Genomic DNA, 19,440 nt, shown 5'->3' with positions numbered 1-19,440 from the left:
GAATTGACCATGGAATATGTCGCCTCGGGGATAGGGAAAAAAGATTTTTTGCTGCTCAGGAAATGTTACCCGCGGTTTGTTTTCAGCCGTATTTCAAGGGAAAAGAGGGCGGATCATCTTTTTGTTGAGTATGAATTTTGGACGGGAAACGGCAGGCAAAGCGGCCTTTTTTTCCATCCTTCCTTGAAGGTGTACGCAAAGGCGGTCGAAAAAGCCCCGGTAGAATTTCTGGACCCATTCCTTTTTCACATCGGGTTAATCGAACTGGTTAGCTACTGGAAAGCAACCTGCTCTCCCTTAATCCTTATTGAACCTGCCTCCCTTTCTCCAGGACAGTTGGCGTGGTGGAGAAAGCTTTATTTAAAGGGGATGGGAGAATTTTTTTTCCGCAACGGGATCGAGCAGGACATGCCAGATCTATTCCAGCTGGAATGTCTTTCCTCCAAGGCGTTTCTCCCTGTCGAAATTCCCTCTTTATCGGGCAACTTGATCCCTGTCGGAGGGGGCAAAGATTCTTTTTTGACCTTGCAGTGGATGAAAGGGGAGAAAAGAGATAACCTCTGTTTTTTGTTGAATCCCGTTAAAGCCCAATGGGACACGGTAAGGTTTTTCGATTATCCTTTAGAGCAGGTTGTAGTGATCGAAAGGCAGATTGACGGTCGTCTTCTCGAACTCAACAACAAAGGCTTCCTTAACGGTCATACTCCCTTTTCGGCCCTGTTGGCCTTTATGGGAGTCCTGCTCATGGCCCTGTACAAGAAAGAAAATTTCGTTGCCAGTCACGAATCCAGCGCCAATTACCCGACGATCCCCTCTAGGGGCATTAACCATCAGTATTCGAAGTCCTACGAGTTTGAAAAAGACTTTCAAAGTTACTTGTCGAATTCTCTTTGCCCCTCTTTTAGCTATTTTAGTCTTTTAAGGCCATTAAGTGAAATCCAGATCGCCAGGTTTGTCTCCGCGATTCCCGGTTCGTTGTCCGTCTTTCAAAGTTGCAATAAAAATAGGCTTTGCGGGGGCTGGTGCGGCCAATGTGCAAAATGCTTGTTTAGCTTTTTGATCTTAAGGCCGTTTGTAGAAGCAAAAAGGATCGTAGCTGTTTTCGGATCGGACCTCCTGGAAAGAGAATCGCTCTTTGCCCTCCTTTTGTCTCTATGTGGAGAAGGAGAAGAAAAACCCTTTGAATGCCTGGGGACAGAAGAAGAATGCCGGGCTGCGGCAAGCCTGATCTGGCACAAGGCAAAAGCCGCGGGCAATCCTCCCCCCCTGTTGATTGCAAAGCTCTTTAAGCAGTTTCCCCACCTGCTTATGGCAAGAAGCTCTATTCAAGCCCTGTATGACCGGATTAATCCCCAACATGGTCTTTCTCAAAAATTTTTGTCGCTTTTTAGGAAGAATGTTATAGAAAATGCTCTTTTCGATGATTGATTCTTTGCGCCATTTTTTTTCGGGGAAAAAGACCGTTCTATGGGGATTGGGAGCAGAAGGGAAGGCTACAGTTGAATTTCTCTTGAATTCCATTCCTGGAACTCTTTTCACCGTCAGCGATAGAGACCCCCAAGCTTTGCAGTCCTTGGACGATCCCCGGATCATAAAAATCGAGGAGAAAGAACTATTAAGGCAGATCGATCGGTTTGAACTGATCGTTAAAAGTCCGGGTGTTCGAACGGCCCATCTTGGTTTTGATCCTTCCATAAAGGAAAAAATCGTTTCCCAGGCGGATATTTTCCTCTCGTTTTGGCCGGGGAAAACGGTCGGGGTGACGGGCTCCAAGGGGAAGAGCACGACAAGCTCTTTAATTTATCACCTCTTAAAAGAGGGAGGCTTTAAGGCTTACCTGGGTGGCAATATCGGGATCCCCCCCTTTCATCTTCTTCCCTTTGCCGATGAAAAGGCGATCGCCGTCTTGGAGCTTTCTTCTTACCAGTTGGAATATTGCAAGCATTCTCCTGCAATCGCCCTTTGGCTTAACCTTTTTCACGAACATCTCAACTACCATGGGAGTTTCGAAGCCTATGCCCAGGCCAAAAGCCACATCGGCCGGTTCCAATCTCCAAAAGATTATTTTATCTACGATCCTGGCGATCAAGCCTTGGAGCTGTTCCTCCTGTCGCAGGAAAAAATGCCGGGTATCCCTCTGCCCGTAGAGGGGAAGGGAAGGAGCCAAGTTGATCTCTCCCGGCTCGGTATTCCCGGCAGGCATAATAAAAAGAATGCCCTTTTTGCCGCAAGGGTCGCCTTGCTCCTGGGCATGCCTGCGGAGGCGATATCCGAAGCCCTAAGTTCTTTTCGAGGACTTCCCCATAGGCTTGAATACGTGGCGACCGTTGGGGGCATCTCTTACTACAACGATTCGATCTCGACCGTCCCCGAAGCGACCCTTGCCGGCATCGAGGCGATTCCTTCCGTTCGCACCCTCATCGTGGGGGGACAGGATAGGGGAGTTGATCTAGGGCTTTTCTGTGCCAGGCTTTGCACGGTCCAAGAACTGGAAACCCTCATCCTCCTTCCCGAGACCGGTTGGCGGATCGGTTTTCTCTTGAAAGAAATGGGGTTCAAAAAAAACCTCTTCTTGGTCAAAAGTCTCGAAGAAGCCGTGGAACTGGCTGGCCGATATACTCCCAAGGGTTACAGCTGTCTTTTTTCTCCCGCCGCTCCCAGCTACCATCTTTACCTTAATTTTGAAAAGCGTGGAGAACATTTCAAAAGCCTTGTCTTGCAGCTCAAGCAATCTTAAGCCCAAAAGTAGATCTAATCTTAAGGAATATTCCAGCTTAGCCTTGGAATAAACAAGGATTCAAAAAATTTTTTAAATATCCGGGAATTTTTTTCTCAGTCCTTCTCTCTGTGCATATAAGGAGGAAGAAGAACTGTTTTCCCATGGCTTCTTCTGCCGTTTCAATTGGTTTTAAAAGAAAGGCGGTTTCGAGGAAAAGGGCCGTTTGCTTGAGAAAAGTTTATGAAAGCTGCTGAAAATGAGGGATAGGCGGATGAAAAGATGTTTTTTCTTTAAGTTTTTTTGCGGGGTTGTGCTCGCTTTGAATTATTTTTTATTGCCTTCTTTTTCCCATACCTGGCTGAGAACCAAGGGCTCCTTGGATATTGCTGTACCGCCAGGTCCTATAATAAAGAAAAGTAATAATGAATCGGGCACCATTTCTATGCAAAAGGGACCGGAGCTGAAGAGCCCAGCTCACGATACCGATCTTTTTCCCCCATAACGGCCATATTCAGGTTTCATGTTCATGCCCCACAACCTACTTCACAACAGGTTGAGGCCGCTCCTCCGATAAATTCGGAAGGCTTTAGGAAGCCGATAGATTGGCTAGGTTACCATTGGAAAGTCATTCCGGCAAACAAAAATAGCTTAGGCATAAAATATATTAATAACAGCGTAAAATGACCATTCAAAAAAAATTTGCCTCATGTCAACTTTGCTTAAGCGAAAAAGGGAGAATCCTTCCCCGGATTCACTTTCTTCAATTCCTACTTGTTCTTTTAGTACTTGGAGAAAGCCCGGCCTTTCCGGGTGGGGTTCCAAGCACTACCCAAGAAATTTCATCTCCGGGAAAGGGATCCGGCCAATCGGGCCAAGATAGTTCTTTAAAGAAGCCTGGAAGTATCCAGGACCCGAGTGAACCTTCTGTGGCACAGGATAACCAAAGTGTCGGCAGTTCCGCTCCTTCCTCGGACGTTCCTCTAGACACTACCCAGATCGCAGAAATCACGGTCGAGGCTACCCACGAAACTTCGCTTGTCGTTCCTTCGGAAGCCAAGGCCAAGGAGGAGATGGAAGAGGTGCCGGGGCCTACCAATTTCATTCCCGCAAGCAGTTACCGCAAGGGCCGGGTCCAAGGGATGCGGGATGCCCTCCTCAACCAGCCGGGTCTCTACATCCAGGAAGCATGGGGAGAACCCAACGATTACCGCCTTTCGATCCGGGGAACCGGGCTCAATTCGCCGACTTGGACCCTGCCTGGGATCCTCGTCCTTCAAGATGGCCTACCCTGGACCATGGCTGACGGCCAGATGCTCGCTTTCTCGAACATCGACCCGCTGGCGATGCAATATGTCCAGGTGTGGCGTGGAGCCGACGCCCTCAGGTTCGGGGCTGTTGATCGCGGGGGAGCCATCAACTTTACCTCCTACACGGGCTATACCGCTCCGAAGGCCCTCGCCCTCTTTGAGATTGGCAGTTACGGTTTTTGGCAGGGCCAGCTTGCCTCGGGACAGGTGATGGGGAAGGCCGATGTTTACGCTTCTCTTTCCGATGTTGCCGTCGAGGGTTTCCGGGCCCACTCCGCGATGAACGACCTTCGGCTGAACGTCAACTTGGGCTACCGGATCAGTCCAAGCGTGGAAAACCGGGTTTATTTTGCTTACGTGAACCAGCGCGAGAAGCTGACCAGTACCCTTACCCTGGACCAGATGTTTGCCAACCCCACCTTCTGCTCGCCCTCCTTCTCCCTCATGGACCTTCGCCGCTACTTTGACCTGGTCCGCGTCGCCGACCGGGCGGCCGTCCAGGTCGATCCCGATACGACGCTTATCCTGGGAGCCGTCTGGGATAATACACAGCTTTGGCACCCGATCTTTCAATTCCTTCATGCAAGCTACAACGACTTTGCCTTGCCCATCCAGTTGACCGGCAAATCGACCCTTTTCGGCCTCCCCGAGACGCATATCATCGGGATTCTCCCGCAGGGGCTGTTTGCTGCAGAAACTGTATATGCCATGCATTTTCCTTCACCGGCCCAAGGGGCTTTCCTGGGAAGCTCCAACTTTATCGCCACCAACGTTCCCCTCTACATGCAGGAAAGCCTCGAGCTGACGAAAAAGCTTTGGCTTATAGCCGGGATGCAGCTCGACTACTCCCTGCGCAGTGCCGAAACATACAACCAGGTCCCCCTCGGTCCACACGGTCCCCAAGCTTTCCAAAACAACTCCTCGAGCCGCGACTACTACGGGATCAATCCCAAGCTTGGCCTGCTTTACCAGCCGATTAAGGAAGTGCAGTTCTATACCAACTTTACCCGAGTCTTTGAGCCCCCGAACTTTTACGAGTTGATCCCTGCGGCTTCGATTATCCCAAGGGGTCAATCGATGTTTCCTCTCCAAGCCGAAACCGGCACCGGTATTGACGTGGGAACCCGGGGTTCCTGGAAGAGGATCCAGTGGGATGTCGCCTTTTATCAATACTGGATGGACGACCAGATTCTCCTTTACTACCCGGCTGCCGTGATCGCCCAAATAAGTAACCCCTCTGCGATAAGCTCTCCCTTCGTGGCCTTTCCTTTCAACGGTTCTCCCACGGTACTCCAAGGGGTGGAGACGGGCTTTACATTTATCCTGGGCGAAAGGCTTCTTCCCCAGTTCCTCGGGGATTACAAGGAACCGGACAGGCTCGTTTTGAATGTCAACTTCATGTACAGCAACTTCCGTTTTGCCAACGATCCTGTCTACGATCACAATAGGCTTCCCCTGTTTCCGGTAAACTACCTGCAAGCCCAACTGCTCTACCAACATCCATCGGGGTTTTACATCGGCCCAAACGTCGAATCGTCGGTTACGCCTTACCCGGTCGATTATGCCGATACCCTGTATGTTCCCTCCTGGGCGATTCTTGGATTTCGGCTTGGTTACGTATCGGCCCACGGCTGGTCGGTATATTTCGATGCCCGGAACATCACCAACGAGATTTACGCGGCAACGGCTACTCCCGTGACCAACGCGATGCTTTCCGGGGGTCCCTCGGCGCAGGCTGTTTTTTATCCCGGTCTTTTGCAAGCTTTTTACGGGGGGTTCCAATGGAGCTGGTAAGGGTTTTCTTTCTTGCTTGGAGCTTGACTTGTTCCTTGCTTTTTTTCGGTTGGCCGGATGCTTCTGCTTCCCAAGGCAAACCCAACTCCTTCCAACCTCGCCATGCGGAAGTGACGGGAACGACGGGATTGGACGTTTACCGGGATGGGAAGAGCATCCACCTTCTCCTTGAAGAGGAACTCTCGGGCCAACTCCCAAGGCTTCTTTACTGTAGGTCGGCTGATGGGGGAAGAAGCTTTTCTCTGCCGGTTTACCTGCCTACAAACTTTACGCCTGTCGCCGGGCACCGGGGTGCCGATCCCCAGATCGCCGCCCTGGGAAAGAAGATCACTATCGCTTGGACCGGTCATGGGAGTGGCTACATGGGCAGGGGGAAGATCGGGATAGCCTATTCCCTCGACGGGGGGAAGAGTTGGTTTAGCGGGAAAAATCCCGCGGATGACAACGATTCCAACGGGGGGCATGGATTTCTTGATCTGTGTTTTGACCCCGGGGGCAGGTGTCATCTCGTTTGGCTTGATGAACGGGATGGCCGGGTTGGTCTCCGTGCCGCTTTTTCGGATGATGGGGGAAAGAGATGGTCGGCGAACCGAACGATTGATCCCGAAACCTGCACCTGCTGTCCCAATACCATTTTGAACGTCGGCTCGACTCTTTTTGTGCTTTACCGGATGGCCCATCCCCGCGATACGGGCCTTGCGGTTTCCTTCGATCGAGGGGAAGGTTGGAGAAGAGTGGGCCCCCTTGGAGATTTTCACTGGGAATTTTTGGGTTGTCCCCACTGGGGTGCGGGGATGGCGGCTCTTTCCTCGGGTCAAAAGGTTATCCTGTGTGCCGCGGTGCAGACGGGAAAGCCGGAGCGGTCGGGGCTCTACTTCTTAAAAAGTACCGATCTTGGGTGGAACTGGAGTGCTCCTTTAGTTCTTGCCGGACCCAGGGGGAGATTTGTGGATCTAGCCGCCGCGGGTCAAACCCTTTGCGCTGCCTGGGAAGACTCCGGCCCGAGCTCCTCCCGTGTCGTGGCCAGCCTTTCGGTTGACGGGGGGAATTCCTGGAGTCCTCCCAAGGCCGTCTCCAAGGATGGGACTTGGGCGACCCATCCGCGGGTTGTCGGGACGGAAGACGGATTCCTCCTCCTTTGGACCGAAAGCCGGGATTTGATCCAATACCGGTGGAACGCAGCCCGAATCGATCTTCGGTGAAGACTACCCCAAAAAAACAGGTTCACAGCTCTCGGCTTGAGCCCTTTCTATTCCTCATTGGTTATGGAAGTCTAGGTTAAGGGAGTCAAAGCTGTGGGCAAAGCTCAGGAAGATGAGATCGTGTTGGCCTTGCCCAGCGTTTCTGTGATAAGGCGAGGGCCGAGAATGACCGAGGCGGCCCTTAAGCCCGACATCATGACTCCCGCAATGCCGTGCGCCGTCCGGCAGCTTGCTCCACAAAGCAGAAGGCCGGGCAGCTCCGTCTTCGCTTCCGGCCGACCGAACAAGAACTGCTTGGGCGTGGCAGCGATCCCGTAGCCTGTTCCCCCCGTGGAAAGGGTATAGCGGCTATGGGTGAGAGGAGTTGCGAATTCTTGGTAGACGATCTCCTCATGCAAGCGGGGAAAAACGGCACGCGAGAGTTCAATGAGTCTCTTGCCGAAGGCTTCCTTGTGCTTCCGGTAGAGGGTATTCCTTCGGTAAAGGCTACCATGCATTTCCTCCGCGGAGAGTCCCCATGCTTCGGGTTGGCTTGGGGCAACCGCCATGAGCTGGAGGTTGACGATCCCTTTGGGTGCATGGGCATCGTCCATCGGATCCTTGAGCGAGGCGATCGAGACGTAAACCGACGGGGCCTCCGGGAACTCTCCCCGGGCTGCTTGGCGATACTGGATCTCGTGATCGTAACTCGAATGGATCCAGTAGTTTGACCTGGTCAGTCGGTTTCCCAAGGCTTCGCGACGTACCCCAAGATAGGTGACGAAGAGGGCCGGCGCCATCTCCCAGTGGCGGGCTCGTTCCTTTGTCTGTAAGCGGAGGACACCATCGGGAACCAGTCTTAAAAAGGTTTCCTTGATGTCGGCGTTGGAAAGAATATACCGAGCCTGAACCTCTTGGAAACCCAGGTAAGGGCTTTCGAATCGGACCCCGACGGCCCTTCCATTGTGCACCAGGATCTGTTGGACGAGGCTCTTGAGGAGGATTTTCCCGCCCGCCGCCTCGATTGCCGAAGCCAACCGGTCCGAAATGACTTGGCCCCCGCCGCGGGGAAAGTAGGCTCCCTCGAGGTAGTGCTCGGCGATTCCCGCACCGACGAGGAGGGAGGCACGGCTGGGTGGAAGCGCGTAGTTGCCATGTTGACCGGCAAGGACGGCCTGCAACCGGGGATTGGTCGTACAGCTTTGAAGGAAGTCGCCGAACGAACGGTTGGCCCAGCAAAGGAGGAGCGGAGAGCGCAAAAGAATCCAGGGGGTTTTGACCGGATGAGCTGGTTCACGGAGGATTTGCTCGAGTGAGCGGAGGAGAACACAATAGCGGTCAATCCCCCGCCGTTCTTCGGGAAAGGTTTTTTGCAGCCGTTCCCGAAAAACCTCGATTCCCTTTGGAACCCGGAAAACGAAGTCGGGGAAAATGAGAATGTCGTAGCCGTCGGGATCCATCTCTTCGAAGATGACGGGTTCTGCACCCGCCGCCCGGAGGATGCGGGGGATAAGGCCATTGGGATGGCACCCTCCGAGGTAGTGGAGACCCACGTCGAACCGGTATGCCTTTCGCGAAAAGACCGTGGCATTCCCACCGGGGACCGAGTGCTGGTCGAGCACAAGCACACGTTTTGCTCTTTGAGAGAGCAGGGCCGCTGCGGTCAGCCCGCCGGTTCCGGCACCGATGACGATGACATCGAAGGAATGGGTCGGGAGAACGCGGAACCGATCGGGACCGTCCATGGAATTACGGGTAACATAAAAATATGTTTCTTGTCATCATCATCGGTAATCTCCAGGGATGGATAGGTCAAGAATCCCTTTAAATAGAAAAAGACAGAAAACCGCCTAATCGATGGGATGTTTCCATCCCAAGGGCATTTGCAGCAGGCCCTCATCGAGGTGCCCTTCGCGGAAATCCGCCGGGAGAGTTCAACTGGCTTGGGCTTGAGGGCGGTTGCACGGCAGTTGCAAATTCCCACTTTAGTTTCTGCCTTAACTTTCAAGGCAATATGGAGCTTCTCACCGCACCAGCCGAGGGAGGAATTTCGGCCATGGCCCTGCGTATGAAAGTGATGGGCATGCAGTATTCCGACACAAGGGAGCGGCTTGAGATCCTGGGTCATATCGATTTCTCCTTTTCCCTGAGTCATCCAGGGTAATTTCGGATCACTTTTGGGCTTGGACTCGCCTACCTAGGGTTTCCTCTTCTATCCCGTGGGTTAGACTACCGTGTGTTTCCTCCTCGTGCGTTCGGAAGGGGAGTGCCATTGCCTAGGGAAAGGGTCGATGCAATAGGCTAATACAAGATCTCCCATTCTTGCATCTTTACTGATGGTCCCTGGTAAAGGAACGCTAGCGGTGACCGAAGGTAAAAGGAGCTAGCTTCTCTTGCGGTTCATTTGAAAGCTAGGGGATTTTTTGCCGGTCTTACAGTGGCTCTGAGAGAACTATTTGCGCTAGCTGGGAGGAGGCCAGGACAAGCACTTCACGGATCGGTACTCCCTGTTCGGCTGGCGAAGGGACCCTGGACCCCCCTCGTTCACAGCTCCCATGAAGGAGTTTTGATCGACCTATCCCCAGGTCGTTGGGATCGGCGATTGCTTCCTTATCCCTTGGCTGGAAAGCCGGGATTTGATCCATAGCCGGTGGAATGCGGCCCGAATCGATATTCGAGGTGAAAAGATCCTTTATCCCCTCGGGTTTAAGACCCGTGGTAGGCAACAGGGGGTAGTAGCTAATCCATTGGGGTGCCAGGCTATAGTCCATGCCAAGGAGTGAGCACAACTAAGGTCAAAAAACCTTAATCTCATCATCTATCTAAAAATTATGAAACCATGAATGCCGTGGTGGATAGACCAAGCAATGAAACCCTCAAGGATCCTTTTTGTTCACGGCGCGCTTTTTTTGAGAAAGGGCGGTGTGGGTCAATTTAGCTTTCGTTCCCATTGTAGATGAATCAATGCTTAAGGCTTCATCTGCCTTTCTGTTAGGGAAAATGCTCATGTCTCTTAAATTCCGTGGAATTTTTCTTCCCATTCCCATCTCTCAACTTATGTGGAAGCAATGCGGTTATTGGCTTCTTTCGTGTTCTTCATCGGTTGCGGATTATGAGCGTTAAACTAAACGGGTTGTTTTTTAAGTAACCCTGGAGGAGGCAAAGAAAAAGCGGATGAAAAGGTTTTTCTTTCGATTCGTTTGGGGGATTTTATTGGCCCTGAATTGTTTTCCCTGGTTTTTATTTTATTCCCATGCCCAGCAGGAAGGAGGAACTTCTCTAGATCCTTCTACTGCCCGGTGGAACTTCTCGATCAACATCTACAATCTCACCGACAACCGGCATCTGTGGTTTCCCTTTGGGAACGGGACGGTTTGGGGCAGACAGGCGAACACCGAGGAGATCGTTGCGGGGTTGCCATTCTGGGTACAGGGAACCGTTGCCTACAGGTTTTAGGCTTAAACCCGTATTTTTTGTCCTTCGATAAGCTCAACTCTATTAGTCAGCAAACACGCATGCTTTGAGCTTTGAACCGCCGTTTTTATTGCCAAGGAGCCGAATAGCAGAGATCACCAGGGCAAGAATGCTAGAATGGCTTGGAAGATTCCGAAATCCTGAAGATTGTCCTCGCTAGCCGAGGGAAAGCCAAAGGCGGGTATCTCATTTTTGGGGAGGAGAGTGGAAAGCATGGGGAGGATAGACAACCGATTAAAGGGAGGGGCATGAGCTTGGATCCCTCTTTCTTCTTTGTATCCCGGAAGCTCGGCTTGATCTTTGCCTATGTCTTCCCTCGGGTGGAGGTGGGCAGATGGTGATGTTTTTTTCCCTGTCGGGCGAATTTGACAAACAGTGGATGTGATGCGTGGGAATAGGGCCATCGGAATGGGATCAGCAGGGTACTCCTTACACAAGAATTGGGGGGGAGAAAGGCAAAATGCGGTTTTGGCTTGGCTTGGAGAGGACCAAGATTGGGAAGACTCTTGGGGCCAATGCGGCTTTCTTTAAGTCCCGGGATGGAATTTTTAATCGATCGGGGGAGCGGGAAAACAGTTCTCTTGTGTGCAGGTCCCTAGCAACAAGCATGAAAAAAACCGGTTATTACCCGGTTGCAAAATCTTTCCTTAAGTACAATCCCAGCGTCATTGACCCTGTAGATCGTTATCCTCCATGGCGTCAAGTGGAAAGGGATCCTTCTTTTCTTTGCCGACCTTTGGGAAGAGTGCATGCAATCCATACAATCCAACCCATGGTAGCCACTTGGGGGATTTTTAAGTTAGGCTTTATGGTCTTGAACTATCCTTTAGGCTATAAAAGCATAAAAAAAAATTTTTTAAATTTACGGGAATTTTTTTCTCAGTCCTTCTCTCTGTGCATATAAGGAGGAAGAAGAACTGTTTTCCCATGGCTTCTTCTGCCGTTTCAATTGGTTTTAAAAGAAAGGCCGTTTCGAGGAAAAGGGCCGTTTGCTTGAGAAAAGTTTATGAAAGCTACTGAAAATGAGGGATAGGCGGATGAAAAGATGTTTTTTCTTTAAGCTTTTTTGCGGGGTTGTGCTCGCTTTGAATTATTTTTTATTGCCTTCTTTTTCCCCTGCTCAACAAGGAGGAGCAAGCTACCAAGATCCTGTTCTCTCTCCGGGTTCTATCATAGAGGGAAGTAACGAGAGTGGAACCGTTCCTCTGCAGGAAGCTCCCAAGTTAAAGAAGTCGACCCAAAACGATGATCCTCCACCTCCCACGACGACCATATCCCAGGTCAACGTTTATGCCCAACCCAACAACATGCAGCCGACTTCATCGGACATCGAATCGGTCTACGGGATCCCCATGAACGTGATGGACACCCCCCGGACGGTAACCCCGGTGAACAACAAGCTGATGTATACCAGTGGGGTCAATGCCCTGGGGGGCATGATGAATCCCATGGCCCTACTCACGGTCAATCCCACGACCTTTGGATCGGTCATGGATTTTATGACAGATGCCCCTTACGTCCTGGGCACCCAAGCCGTTCCTTACGTCAACGGCATCGAGCTTTCATTGACCAACATCATGATGGGTAATGCGGGGCTTCCCTGGAATTGGAACATGATCGAGTCCTTCGATATTTTGGAAGGACCGGCCAACGCGGTATACGGGCAGACCCAAGGTTCCAACGGCATCGTCAATTATGTGACCAAGCAGCCCTATTTTGATAAGTTTAGGGGTTATGTCTACGATACGACCGGCATGTACGAGAATTACATCTGGGGACTCGATATCGGTGCGCCCATCAATGACAAGCTTGCCTACCGGTTTAGCTACATGGGAGTGGAGAGTGGAAGCTGGTGGCAATACGTCCATAACGATGAGCAGGATTTTTATGCCGCCTTAAGCGCTAGGCCCATAGAGAATTATACCGCCGATTGGTATTTTAACATGGAATTTGCCGATGCTTCTCCCCTTGGCTATAGTGGATTCAATAGACCATCCAATCAACTTTTTTGGAATGATCTTTATTATAAGGGTTTTCTTCCCCCCTCGCAGATCAATAGCTTTCCTCCCACATATCCTAACGGAGTGCCCATTCCCTATCCCCAGTTTCCGGGAGCAGGATTAGAACCCGCGAACATGAGAGCCATGCTCATCCCTCCCTTTGCCTCCCAGACCGGCTATCAAGGGATGACCCAACTGATCCAAAGGGCCCACATTGCCGACGGGTTCGATATCGTGAACAATACCCTTGTGTGGTATACCCGGCATAGGGCTATTCAACCGGCCTATTTTTACGACGAGGCGGTCATGGGGGATTACGAGGTCGATAACAGGACAGAGATCCGCCTCCAGTTTGATACTCCCCTGGGGGGTGGTGCGGAAAGGAAGTTTCGGTGGGGCAAGGGAGAACCCAAGGCGGACGAAGGGGGGTTGACCTTTTCCCATTACATCGATACGGGTTTTGAATGGCATTACCAAAGGAACGTGGATTACGTTTCGACCAATTTTCTTAACATTCCCAACGAGTTTGACATCATGAACGAAAATCCCCTTTTGTGGGATGCCCGGCTTACCCCCGCCTGGCAAGCTCTTGTTGCTCAACAGGTTGAAATCCCCGTGCCCGGCATGCCCGGCTATTATTTCGAACCGGGCAACGGCATTACAGGAACGACGGACTCTCAATACTGGGCTTTTGCCCCTTTCATGCAATGGAACATCCAGTTCCACCCCAAATTTAGCCTTCTGATGGGAGCCCGGGAGACCACCTATGTCGTCGATGCGGTGACTCCACAGGGAACCCCTCTTGACCAGTTTGCCCAGTTCCGCACTACCTCTATTGCCCCCCTTTTTAACGTGAGCCCCGTCTACAAGCCTTTCCCTTGGATGACGGTGTATTTTAATTACAACTGGCTTTATACAACGGCGGCTGCGGACATGGGAGGGTTTGCCCCCGTTTTTACGGACAATAACATGAGACTCTTAGAACAGTACATCGAGGGAGGGGTTAAGTTTAACCTCTACCATAACAAGCTCTATCTTACCGCTGCAGGTATTCGCAGCCGGCTCGATGAAGGTTACGTGGCTTTGCCTCCTGTTGTCACCCACATGACCGCTTTCCAGTTTAACATGAATTACCAACCTACTCGGCACTTTTGGTCGAGGGCGGGCTTTGCCTACATGAGGGGAACTTCCAATTTTACCAACCTTCCCTTTGGGCCTCCTGAAACCCAGTCCTATTCCACGGGCTACGCCTTCAGGCATGACCTGCCCCTGGATGACAACGGGATGTTTGGCTATGGCTACCAGCCCGGGATATGGCCATGGGCAGCCTTCCCTCAATTGGTAGCCAACGCGATGGTCAGTTATACCTTTGACAACGGCTTTGGCATAACCCTCAGCGGGACCTGGATGTCGGCTACCCCTATATTTTGGGATTACACGGCTTGGATCCCCTCCCAGGATTACGCCAACCTCCAGCTTTTTTACCAGAACAAGCATTGGCAAGTCAACCTCTACATATGGAACGTTTTCAATAGCCATTACTGGATACCCTACGCGGCCGCGGCCGGGGCTTCCCCTGATTCGGCTTCTAACTCCGACTGGGTGGTTCCCGGGCAAGCTTTCTGGATACAAGGTACGGTTGCCTATAGATTCTAATCCATGGAGAAAGAGAAAGGACAAAGGTTTTTGACAAAGAAAAGGAAAGCCATCCTGGAACGATTAAGGGCCCTTTTTTTATCGGAGATCAAGCTGGACCGGCCCTACTGGGAAACCGAGGAAGAGTTGGCCCTTTATGAAGAAATTTTTGGACAAAGGATCCTGTGGAAATGGCAAAGTGTTTTAAAAGAACTTTCCTTGCTCCGTTGGCAGCCTCCTGAAGGGGACCTCCTCGATTGGGGTTGTGGACCGGGTGTTGCGGCAAGATCCTTTTGTCGTTGGGCCCAAGAAAAGAAATTCAAAGTGTCGTCCTGTTTTTTTTGGGATCGTTCCCCCATAGCCATGGAATATGCTGCGGCCCTTTTAAGAAAAGAGTTCCCCCGTATTCAAGCCCGCGTAGTCGATCGAAACCGGATTCCGCAAAAATTTATTCTTTTAATCAGCCACCTGCTCGGTGAACTCAACGATCAAGGGCTTGAAGAGCTCTTGGAAATCGCCCAAAGAGCCTCGGCTATACTCTGGGTCGAACCGGGAACGAAGAGCATTTCCAAAAAGCTTGGCAAGCTCAGGGAAAGTTTAAAAGAAAAGTACTGGGTGGTTGCCCCCTGCCTCCACCAGCAAAAGTGCGGTCTCATCGAAGATGAAAAAAACTGGTGCCATTTCTTCGCCTCGGTCCCGAGGGAAATCTTTCATGATCCTTTCTGGGGGCAAACCCAAGATGTCATGGGTATCGATCTCAGTTCGGCGGCTTATTCCTACCTGGTCATGGATTCCCGGCAAATCCATAAACCTTCGGCTGAGCTGTTCAGGATCGTGGGAACGATACGCCGCTCTAAGGGCTACAGCAGTTTTTGGTGTTGCCAGGCTACCGGGGAGCTTTGCCTAAGAAAATATCTCCACCGGCATAATGCTTGGCTGTCTCAACCCCTTAAAAAGGGAAAGGCGTTTTCCACTCTTGCCAAAAACCTTGGGGAGGATCCTCCCCTCTGTATTCCCTTGAAATCCCCGGAACAAAGCTTAGAATCTATAAAGAAGGGTGCCTTCAACCCAGAAAGGCCATCCGGGGAAGATCGTGTCCAAGTTTAAGGTTCTGACCTGGGTAAAGCCAAACCCGTTGGGTAGCCAATAATGTTCGTTGGTAAAGTTAAAAAGGCTCAACCGGGCTTCCCACCGGTGAGCTGTATAGAAGAGCTGGCCGTTGAGGATGAACTGGGTGGGGATTCTCTCTTGATGTTCATAGCCAAGATACATATCGCTCATTAAAAGGGCTCCCAGGCTGATGCCGATTCCCTTCTTGAATTGATAGGAGACCAGCCCTGAAAAGATCTGTTCTGGCCAAGCGATCAAGGCGTATTTGCCCGGGGGGAAAGTCCCTGAATTATCCAAGGGAAGACTGAGCAAGAAAGCGGTTGCAGTAGAATAGGTTTGGGCTAAAGGGGGTCCGGTAGGCAACCCGCTCCAGTTTTCCACCCCGTTCATGAAAAGGGTGTTGGCTTTAAGCCAAAACCGATCGAAAGGTTGGTATTGGACGGACATTTCGAATCCCTTGATGTTTACCGGTGTGGGGGGCAGCCCGAAGTTGAAAAGATAGGTGTTTTCACTAAATAAGTCTCCAGAAAAAAACAGCTTGTTTTCTACGAGGCTGAACTTGGCCCCGATTTCTTCAAGTTCGTTTAAAAGATGGAAAGCGGAAGCTCCGAAAAGAGGGGAATAGCCTCCGCCGCCGGCGACGACCGTCGTCTGTTGCAGGTTAAAGTTAAAATAAAAGCTCATCCAGGGGTAGGGTTTCCAGTAGGGACTGATGTTCACCAAGGGGGCGAGCTGGGATGTGTTAAGGCTTTCGAACAAAAGAGGGGGAGTTCCCGGCGGAGTTTCCGCGGAAACCAGGTAAAGGTTCATCCGGGCGCCGAGAATAAGAAAGAGGTTTTGGGACAGCTGCAGCCTATCTTGGGCAAAAGGAGCAATTCTCAGGTATCGGCTAAGATTACTGCCTGTCGCCCCGTTTAGGGGTTCAAAATAAAGGGGATAGGGACCGGAAGGAACAAGCCATTCCCCGCCTCCAGGCCCGGAAGGATTACCGATTAGGGCTTGAAAGTTTTGGGAGAAAAGGGCGTTTCTCAAGTAGGGATTTTCAAAAACACTCCAGCCATTGGGAACGACAAAATTAAAAGAATCGTAGGCTAGAACATATTGGTAGCGGCTATCCAAGCCCGTGTCCAGGGAATGGCTGATTGGACCGATAGGTCCAGCCGTATCAAAATTCAAGAGGACTTCCGTCCGGTTATCGATTTCGTAGTTGCCGATCCAGGCCTCGTTGAAGAAAAATTCATCTTCTGAAGACACGTGGGACTGGTACCAAAAAAAGGTGTTGTTCACAACCCTCAAGTGATCGTTGATTTGAAATCTTTGGATCCATTGGGCCATGGCGGTCTGGGCCCTGCCCAGGTCTCCGGGGTATTTCACATTGACCCTGCGGCTAATCGGGATGGGTGTTCCTAGGTAGCCGGATGCGGGAGGATTGTTGACCGTCCCCGTATTGACCTCGGAGGGAGGAAGAAAACCCGGGTAATAGAGACCGTTTTGAATCAAGGCCTCCGTGGGACGGTTTAGAAGAACATCTTCAAGCATGTAACTGTAGGTCCCAAAATCGAGGTAAAGATCGGCCTGGTAATCGGTGCTTGGCCTGTATCCAAGGGCAGCGTAAAAGTTTTGCTGGTTGTCTTTGATCAGCTCATAGTAACTGCCGCTTTCAATTCCCATGTAGCTGAACCTGTAGGCTAGCCGGCCTTGAGTTCCCTTGATGGGCCCACCGATATCCGCTCCCCACATGTATTGATCGTACATCCCGGTTGTATCCCAGACATCACCCCTGAACCGGTCAAAATAGGGCTGCTTGGTGATGTAATTGACGTATCCGTTTGAGGGTTGGGTAGATCCGTAGACGGCTCCAGGGGGACCTTCGACCAGATCGATGGATTCCACCATGTTCAGGTTCCAGGGCACGTCTTGCAGCGGCATATTGACGGTTTCTTCCATGCCGTTGATGAAGGTAAGCCCGGTCGTTCCCCGGATGTCCGGGGCGGAAGCACATCCGGTTTGAGAAGGATCGACCATGGCAGCCGGGTTGATGTAGGTAAAACTCAAGGGATCGAGTTTTCCCCAAGAGCCGAGGCCGGCGGTTTTCATCAACGTTTGAGAGATGGGACTAACCGCCCGAGGAGTATCGAGGATGGGCATTGGAGTGCCGTAGCAGGAACTCGATTCGGTATCAAACACCTCTGAAAGTTTGCTTGCGCTCACCGTCACTTCGGGAAGAGTGGAAACCGGGGGTGGGCTTGGATCTTCTTGCAAGAAGTTTTGAGTATCCCCTTGGGTCCAATCTTGGGAAAAGGAAGGTGATAAAAAAAGGGATACGAAGCAAAAGAAAAGAAAAGGGATAAAGAACTTTCCCATGGAAACGATAATTAATAATCAATAATGCATTATCAATATCAATTTTTTACCTTTAGTCCTTTTTCTCATTACCCATTGGGCTTGGAGGCCATAGGTGGGTTTGAACAGTTGATCGATTATTCGATCTTTTTTAATCTTTCCTGTACATTTTAGCTCATATTGCCGTCCTAAACGGCTCTACGGCGAGTTCCACCGGAAGGCAGGCTTGCCGGAGAAGAAGGCTCTGGCCTGGCGCGCACCCGCCGGCCCCGTCCGCCTCGATGAGCAAGTCTGTCAGCTTTGTTCCTGTTTGAGCAGCAGTGAGTAAGCCTGACGGAACGGTGAATGGCAAAAAAGAAAATTATTTTTTGAAAACCGGGCAATTTAGGATAGAATCAAGAGCATCAGAGGTCGGGTCTGTAGCTCAACGGCAGAGCAGGGGACTCATAATCCCTTGGTTGCAGGTTCGAATCCTGCCAGACCCAGGAGTCCTCCTCGGTTATCGAACAAGATTACTTGATAAAAACGGGATTTTTTTTCTTCTTGACCCCATGGGGGAAAAAAAATAGCCTAGTAGGGGTTCCTTTCCTTTAGCCCAACATTCAAAAAAGCCCAAATGGCTGCCTACCGGATCCTTTTCTTAGGCATTAATTATTGGCCTGAAAAAACGGGTATAGGCATTTTTAATACGGGTCGTTGTGAATTTTTATCGTCCAAGGGCTACGAGGTTTCAATGATTACCGCCTTCCCCTATTATCCCTTTTGGGAAATACCTGCTGAATATCGGGGAAAATGGTTTAAGGATGAAAGCCGCAACGGGGTGAAAATCTTGCGTTCTTTTATTTACGTTCCCAAGAAAGTGTCGACCCTTTCTAGGATCGTCCATGAAGCTTCTTTTCTTTTCTCTTCCCTTCTTAGGGCACTTTTGGTCAAAAAACCCGACCTGCTCTTCATTGTTTCTCCGCCTCTTGGGCTCGGTTTATCCGCTTTTTTTTTGAGCAAGCTCTGGAATATTCCCTATATCTTCCATGTCCCCGATCTCCAACCCGATGCGGCAAGAGATTTGGGAATGATCAACTCCAATCTCTTTTTTGATATTCTCTATAAAATAGAAAAGTTTGCTTACGACAATGCCGCAAAAGTATCGACTCTTACCCCGACCATGAGGCAGAAGATCATCTCCAAGGGAATAGCGGCCGAGAAAGTTCTCCTTCTTCCCGATTGGGCTGACCCCCTTCTTTTCAGCCTTCCCGAAAGAAACGGAGCCCTCAAGTTTAGAGAAAAATATGGATTAGAAGAGCGCATTATTGTGGCCCATACGGGTAATATGGGGGTCAAACAGGGGCTGGATATAGTCATTGAAGCGGCAGAACGGTTGAAGGAAAAAAAGGGGATCGTTTTTCTCCTCGTCGGCGACGGTGCCGATAGGCGCAGGCTGGAAGAAAAAGCCCAAAGCTTAAACCTTCCCCAGCTCAAATTTATTCCTCTCCTTCCCAAGGAAGAATACTTGGCCCTTCTTTCGGCTGCCGATATCGCCCTGGTCACCCAAAAAAAAGAAGTGGGAGATATCGTTTTTCCTTCGAAGGTGATGACCTACCTTTCCGCTGCAAAACCGGTCATCGGTGCGGTCAATAAAAACAGCGAGGTAGCTAAGGTAATTTTGGAGGCTGGAGCTGGCCGCGTCGTTCCGGCTGAAGACTCCAAGGCAATGGCTGAAGCTGTGGGTGAATTAGCCGCAGATGCCCAGCTTAGGCAACGGTTTGGGGAGGAAGGCAGGGCTTATGCTTTAAGAACGTGGCAAAAAAAGAAGGTCCTCGAGGAGATGGAAAAAGCCGTAGAGGACCTTTTAAAAAAATAGAATTGTTAAAAAAAAGGAT

At 50.8% G+C, this 19,440-nt stretch carries 13 protein-coding genes and 1 tRNA gene; 11 read left to right on the top strand and 3 right to left on the bottom strand.

Features of this window, described 5'->3' with window-relative positions:
* The first annotated feature begins 9 nt into the window (after positions 1–9).
* From MINF_RS09885 to MINF_RS09865, 4 genes are all read left to right on the top strand, one after another.
* Positions 10–1,428, top strand: coding sequence for a hypothetical protein (locus tag MINF_RS09885; protein WP_148205241.1), 1,419 nt, complete (start codon positions 10–12; stop codon positions 1,426–1,428).
* Complete coding sequence (gene murD, locus MINF_RS09880) at positions 1,421–2,737, top strand: UDP-N-acetylmuramoyl-L-alanine--D-glutamate ligase (RefSeq protein WP_148205240.1); 1,317 nt, start codon at positions 1,421–1,423, stop codon at positions 2,735–2,737. The genes MINF_RS09885 and murD overlap by 8 nt, the downstream gene beginning before the upstream one ends.
* 662 nt (positions 2,738–3,399) lie before the next feature.
* Entirely contained in the window at positions 3,400–5,820 is a 2,421-nt protein-coding gene (locus MINF_RS09870) for a TonB-dependent receptor family protein (protein ID WP_238523488.1), read from the top strand.
* Positions 5,808–7,022: a sialidase family protein gene (locus MINF_RS09865; protein ID WP_012464575.1), complete on the top strand. Its 1,215-nt coding sequence runs from the start codon at positions 5,808–5,810 to the stop codon at positions 7,020–7,022. The genes MINF_RS09870 and MINF_RS09865 overlap by 13 nt, the downstream gene beginning before the upstream one ends.
* Positions 7,023–7,126: 104 nt before the next feature.
* Here MINF_RS09865 and MINF_RS09860 read toward each other — a convergent pair whose 3' ends face one another.
* The gene (locus MINF_RS09860) at positions 7,127–8,746 is read right to left on the bottom strand and encodes a phytoene desaturase family protein (protein WP_012464574.1); all 1,620 of its coding nucleotides are present in this window, start codon (positions 8,744–8,746) and stop codon (positions 7,127–7,129) included.
* A 269-nt stretch (positions 8,747–9,015) separates the two neighbouring features.
* Between MINF_RS09860 and MINF_RS11535 the strand changes: the two genes are divergently transcribed.
* Positions 9,016–9,165 carry a hypothetical protein gene (locus tag MINF_RS11535; RefSeq protein ID WP_187146940.1) on the top strand — a complete coding sequence of 50 codons (150 nt, stop codon included), beginning with the start codon at positions 9,016–9,018 and terminating at the stop codon, positions 9,163–9,165.
* A 268-nt stretch (positions 9,166–9,433) separates the two neighbouring features.
* Here the strand turns inward: MINF_RS11535 and MINF_RS09850 are convergent, their stop codons facing one another.
* Positions 9,434–9,772, bottom strand: a complete 339-nt coding sequence (locus MINF_RS09850; RefSeq protein WP_048810353.1) for a hypothetical protein — start codon at positions 9,770–9,772, stop codon at positions 9,434–9,436.
* Positions 9,773–10,175: 403 nt separating this feature from the next.
* Here MINF_RS09850 and MINF_RS09845 point away from each other — a divergent pair, with 403 nt between their 5' ends.
* From MINF_RS09845 to MINF_RS09825, 3 genes are all read left to right on the top strand, one after another.
* Entirely contained in the window at positions 10,176–10,457 is a 282-nt protein-coding gene (locus MINF_RS09845; RefSeq protein ID WP_012464571.1) for a hypothetical protein, read from the top strand.
* Positions 10,458–11,512: 1,055 nt separating this feature from the next.
* Positions 11,513–14,131 (top strand): TonB-dependent receptor, encoded by a 2,619-nt coding sequence (locus MINF_RS09830; protein ID WP_148205239.1) that lies wholly within the window; start codon positions 11,513–11,515, stop codon positions 14,129–14,131.
* A gap of 3 nt (positions 14,132–14,134) precedes the next feature.
* Positions 14,135–15,217 carry a small ribosomal subunit Rsm22 family protein gene (locus MINF_RS09825; RefSeq protein WP_012464565.1) on the top strand — a complete coding sequence of 361 codons (1,083 nt, stop codon included), beginning with the start codon at positions 14,135–14,137 and terminating at the stop codon, positions 15,215–15,217.
* On the opposite strand, the gene MINF_RS09820 is transcribed toward MINF_RS09825, so the two are convergent.
* A complete protein-coding gene (locus tag MINF_RS09820; RefSeq protein ID WP_079200450.1) occupies positions 15,149–17,584 on the bottom strand; it encodes a TonB-dependent receptor in 2,436 nt (811 codons plus the stop codon). The two genes, MINF_RS09825 and MINF_RS09820, sit on opposite strands and share 69 nt — an antisense overlap.
* A gap of 24 nt (positions 17,585–17,608) precedes the next feature.
* On the opposite strand from MINF_RS09820, the gene MINF_RS11885 reads away from it, so the two are divergent.
* From MINF_RS11885 to MINF_RS09810, 3 genes are all read left to right on the top strand, one after another.
* Positions 17,609–17,737, top strand: a complete 129-nt coding sequence (locus MINF_RS11885; RefSeq protein WP_274377011.1) for a hypothetical protein — start codon at positions 17,609–17,611, stop codon at positions 17,735–17,737.
* A 239-nt stretch (positions 17,738–17,976) separates the two neighbouring features.
* Positions 17,977–18,048 (top strand) — tRNA-Ile (locus MINF_RS09815).
* Positions 18,049–18,179: 131 nt separating this feature from the next.
* Positions 18,180–19,421 carry a WcaI family glycosyltransferase gene (locus MINF_RS09810; RefSeq protein WP_012464562.1) on the top strand — a complete coding sequence of 414 codons (1,242 nt, stop codon included), beginning with the start codon at positions 18,180–18,182 and terminating at the stop codon, positions 19,419–19,421.
* Positions 19,422–19,440: the final 19 nt, after the last annotated feature.

It is taken from the genome of Methylacidiphilum infernorum V4, from assembly GCF_000019665.1.
Taxonomy (GTDB): Bacteria; Verrucomicrobiota; Verrucomicrobiia; order Methylacidiphilales; family Methylacidiphilaceae; genus Methylacidiphilum; species Methylacidiphilum infernorum.
This window is presented reverse-complemented; position numbering and strand designations above follow the sequence as displayed.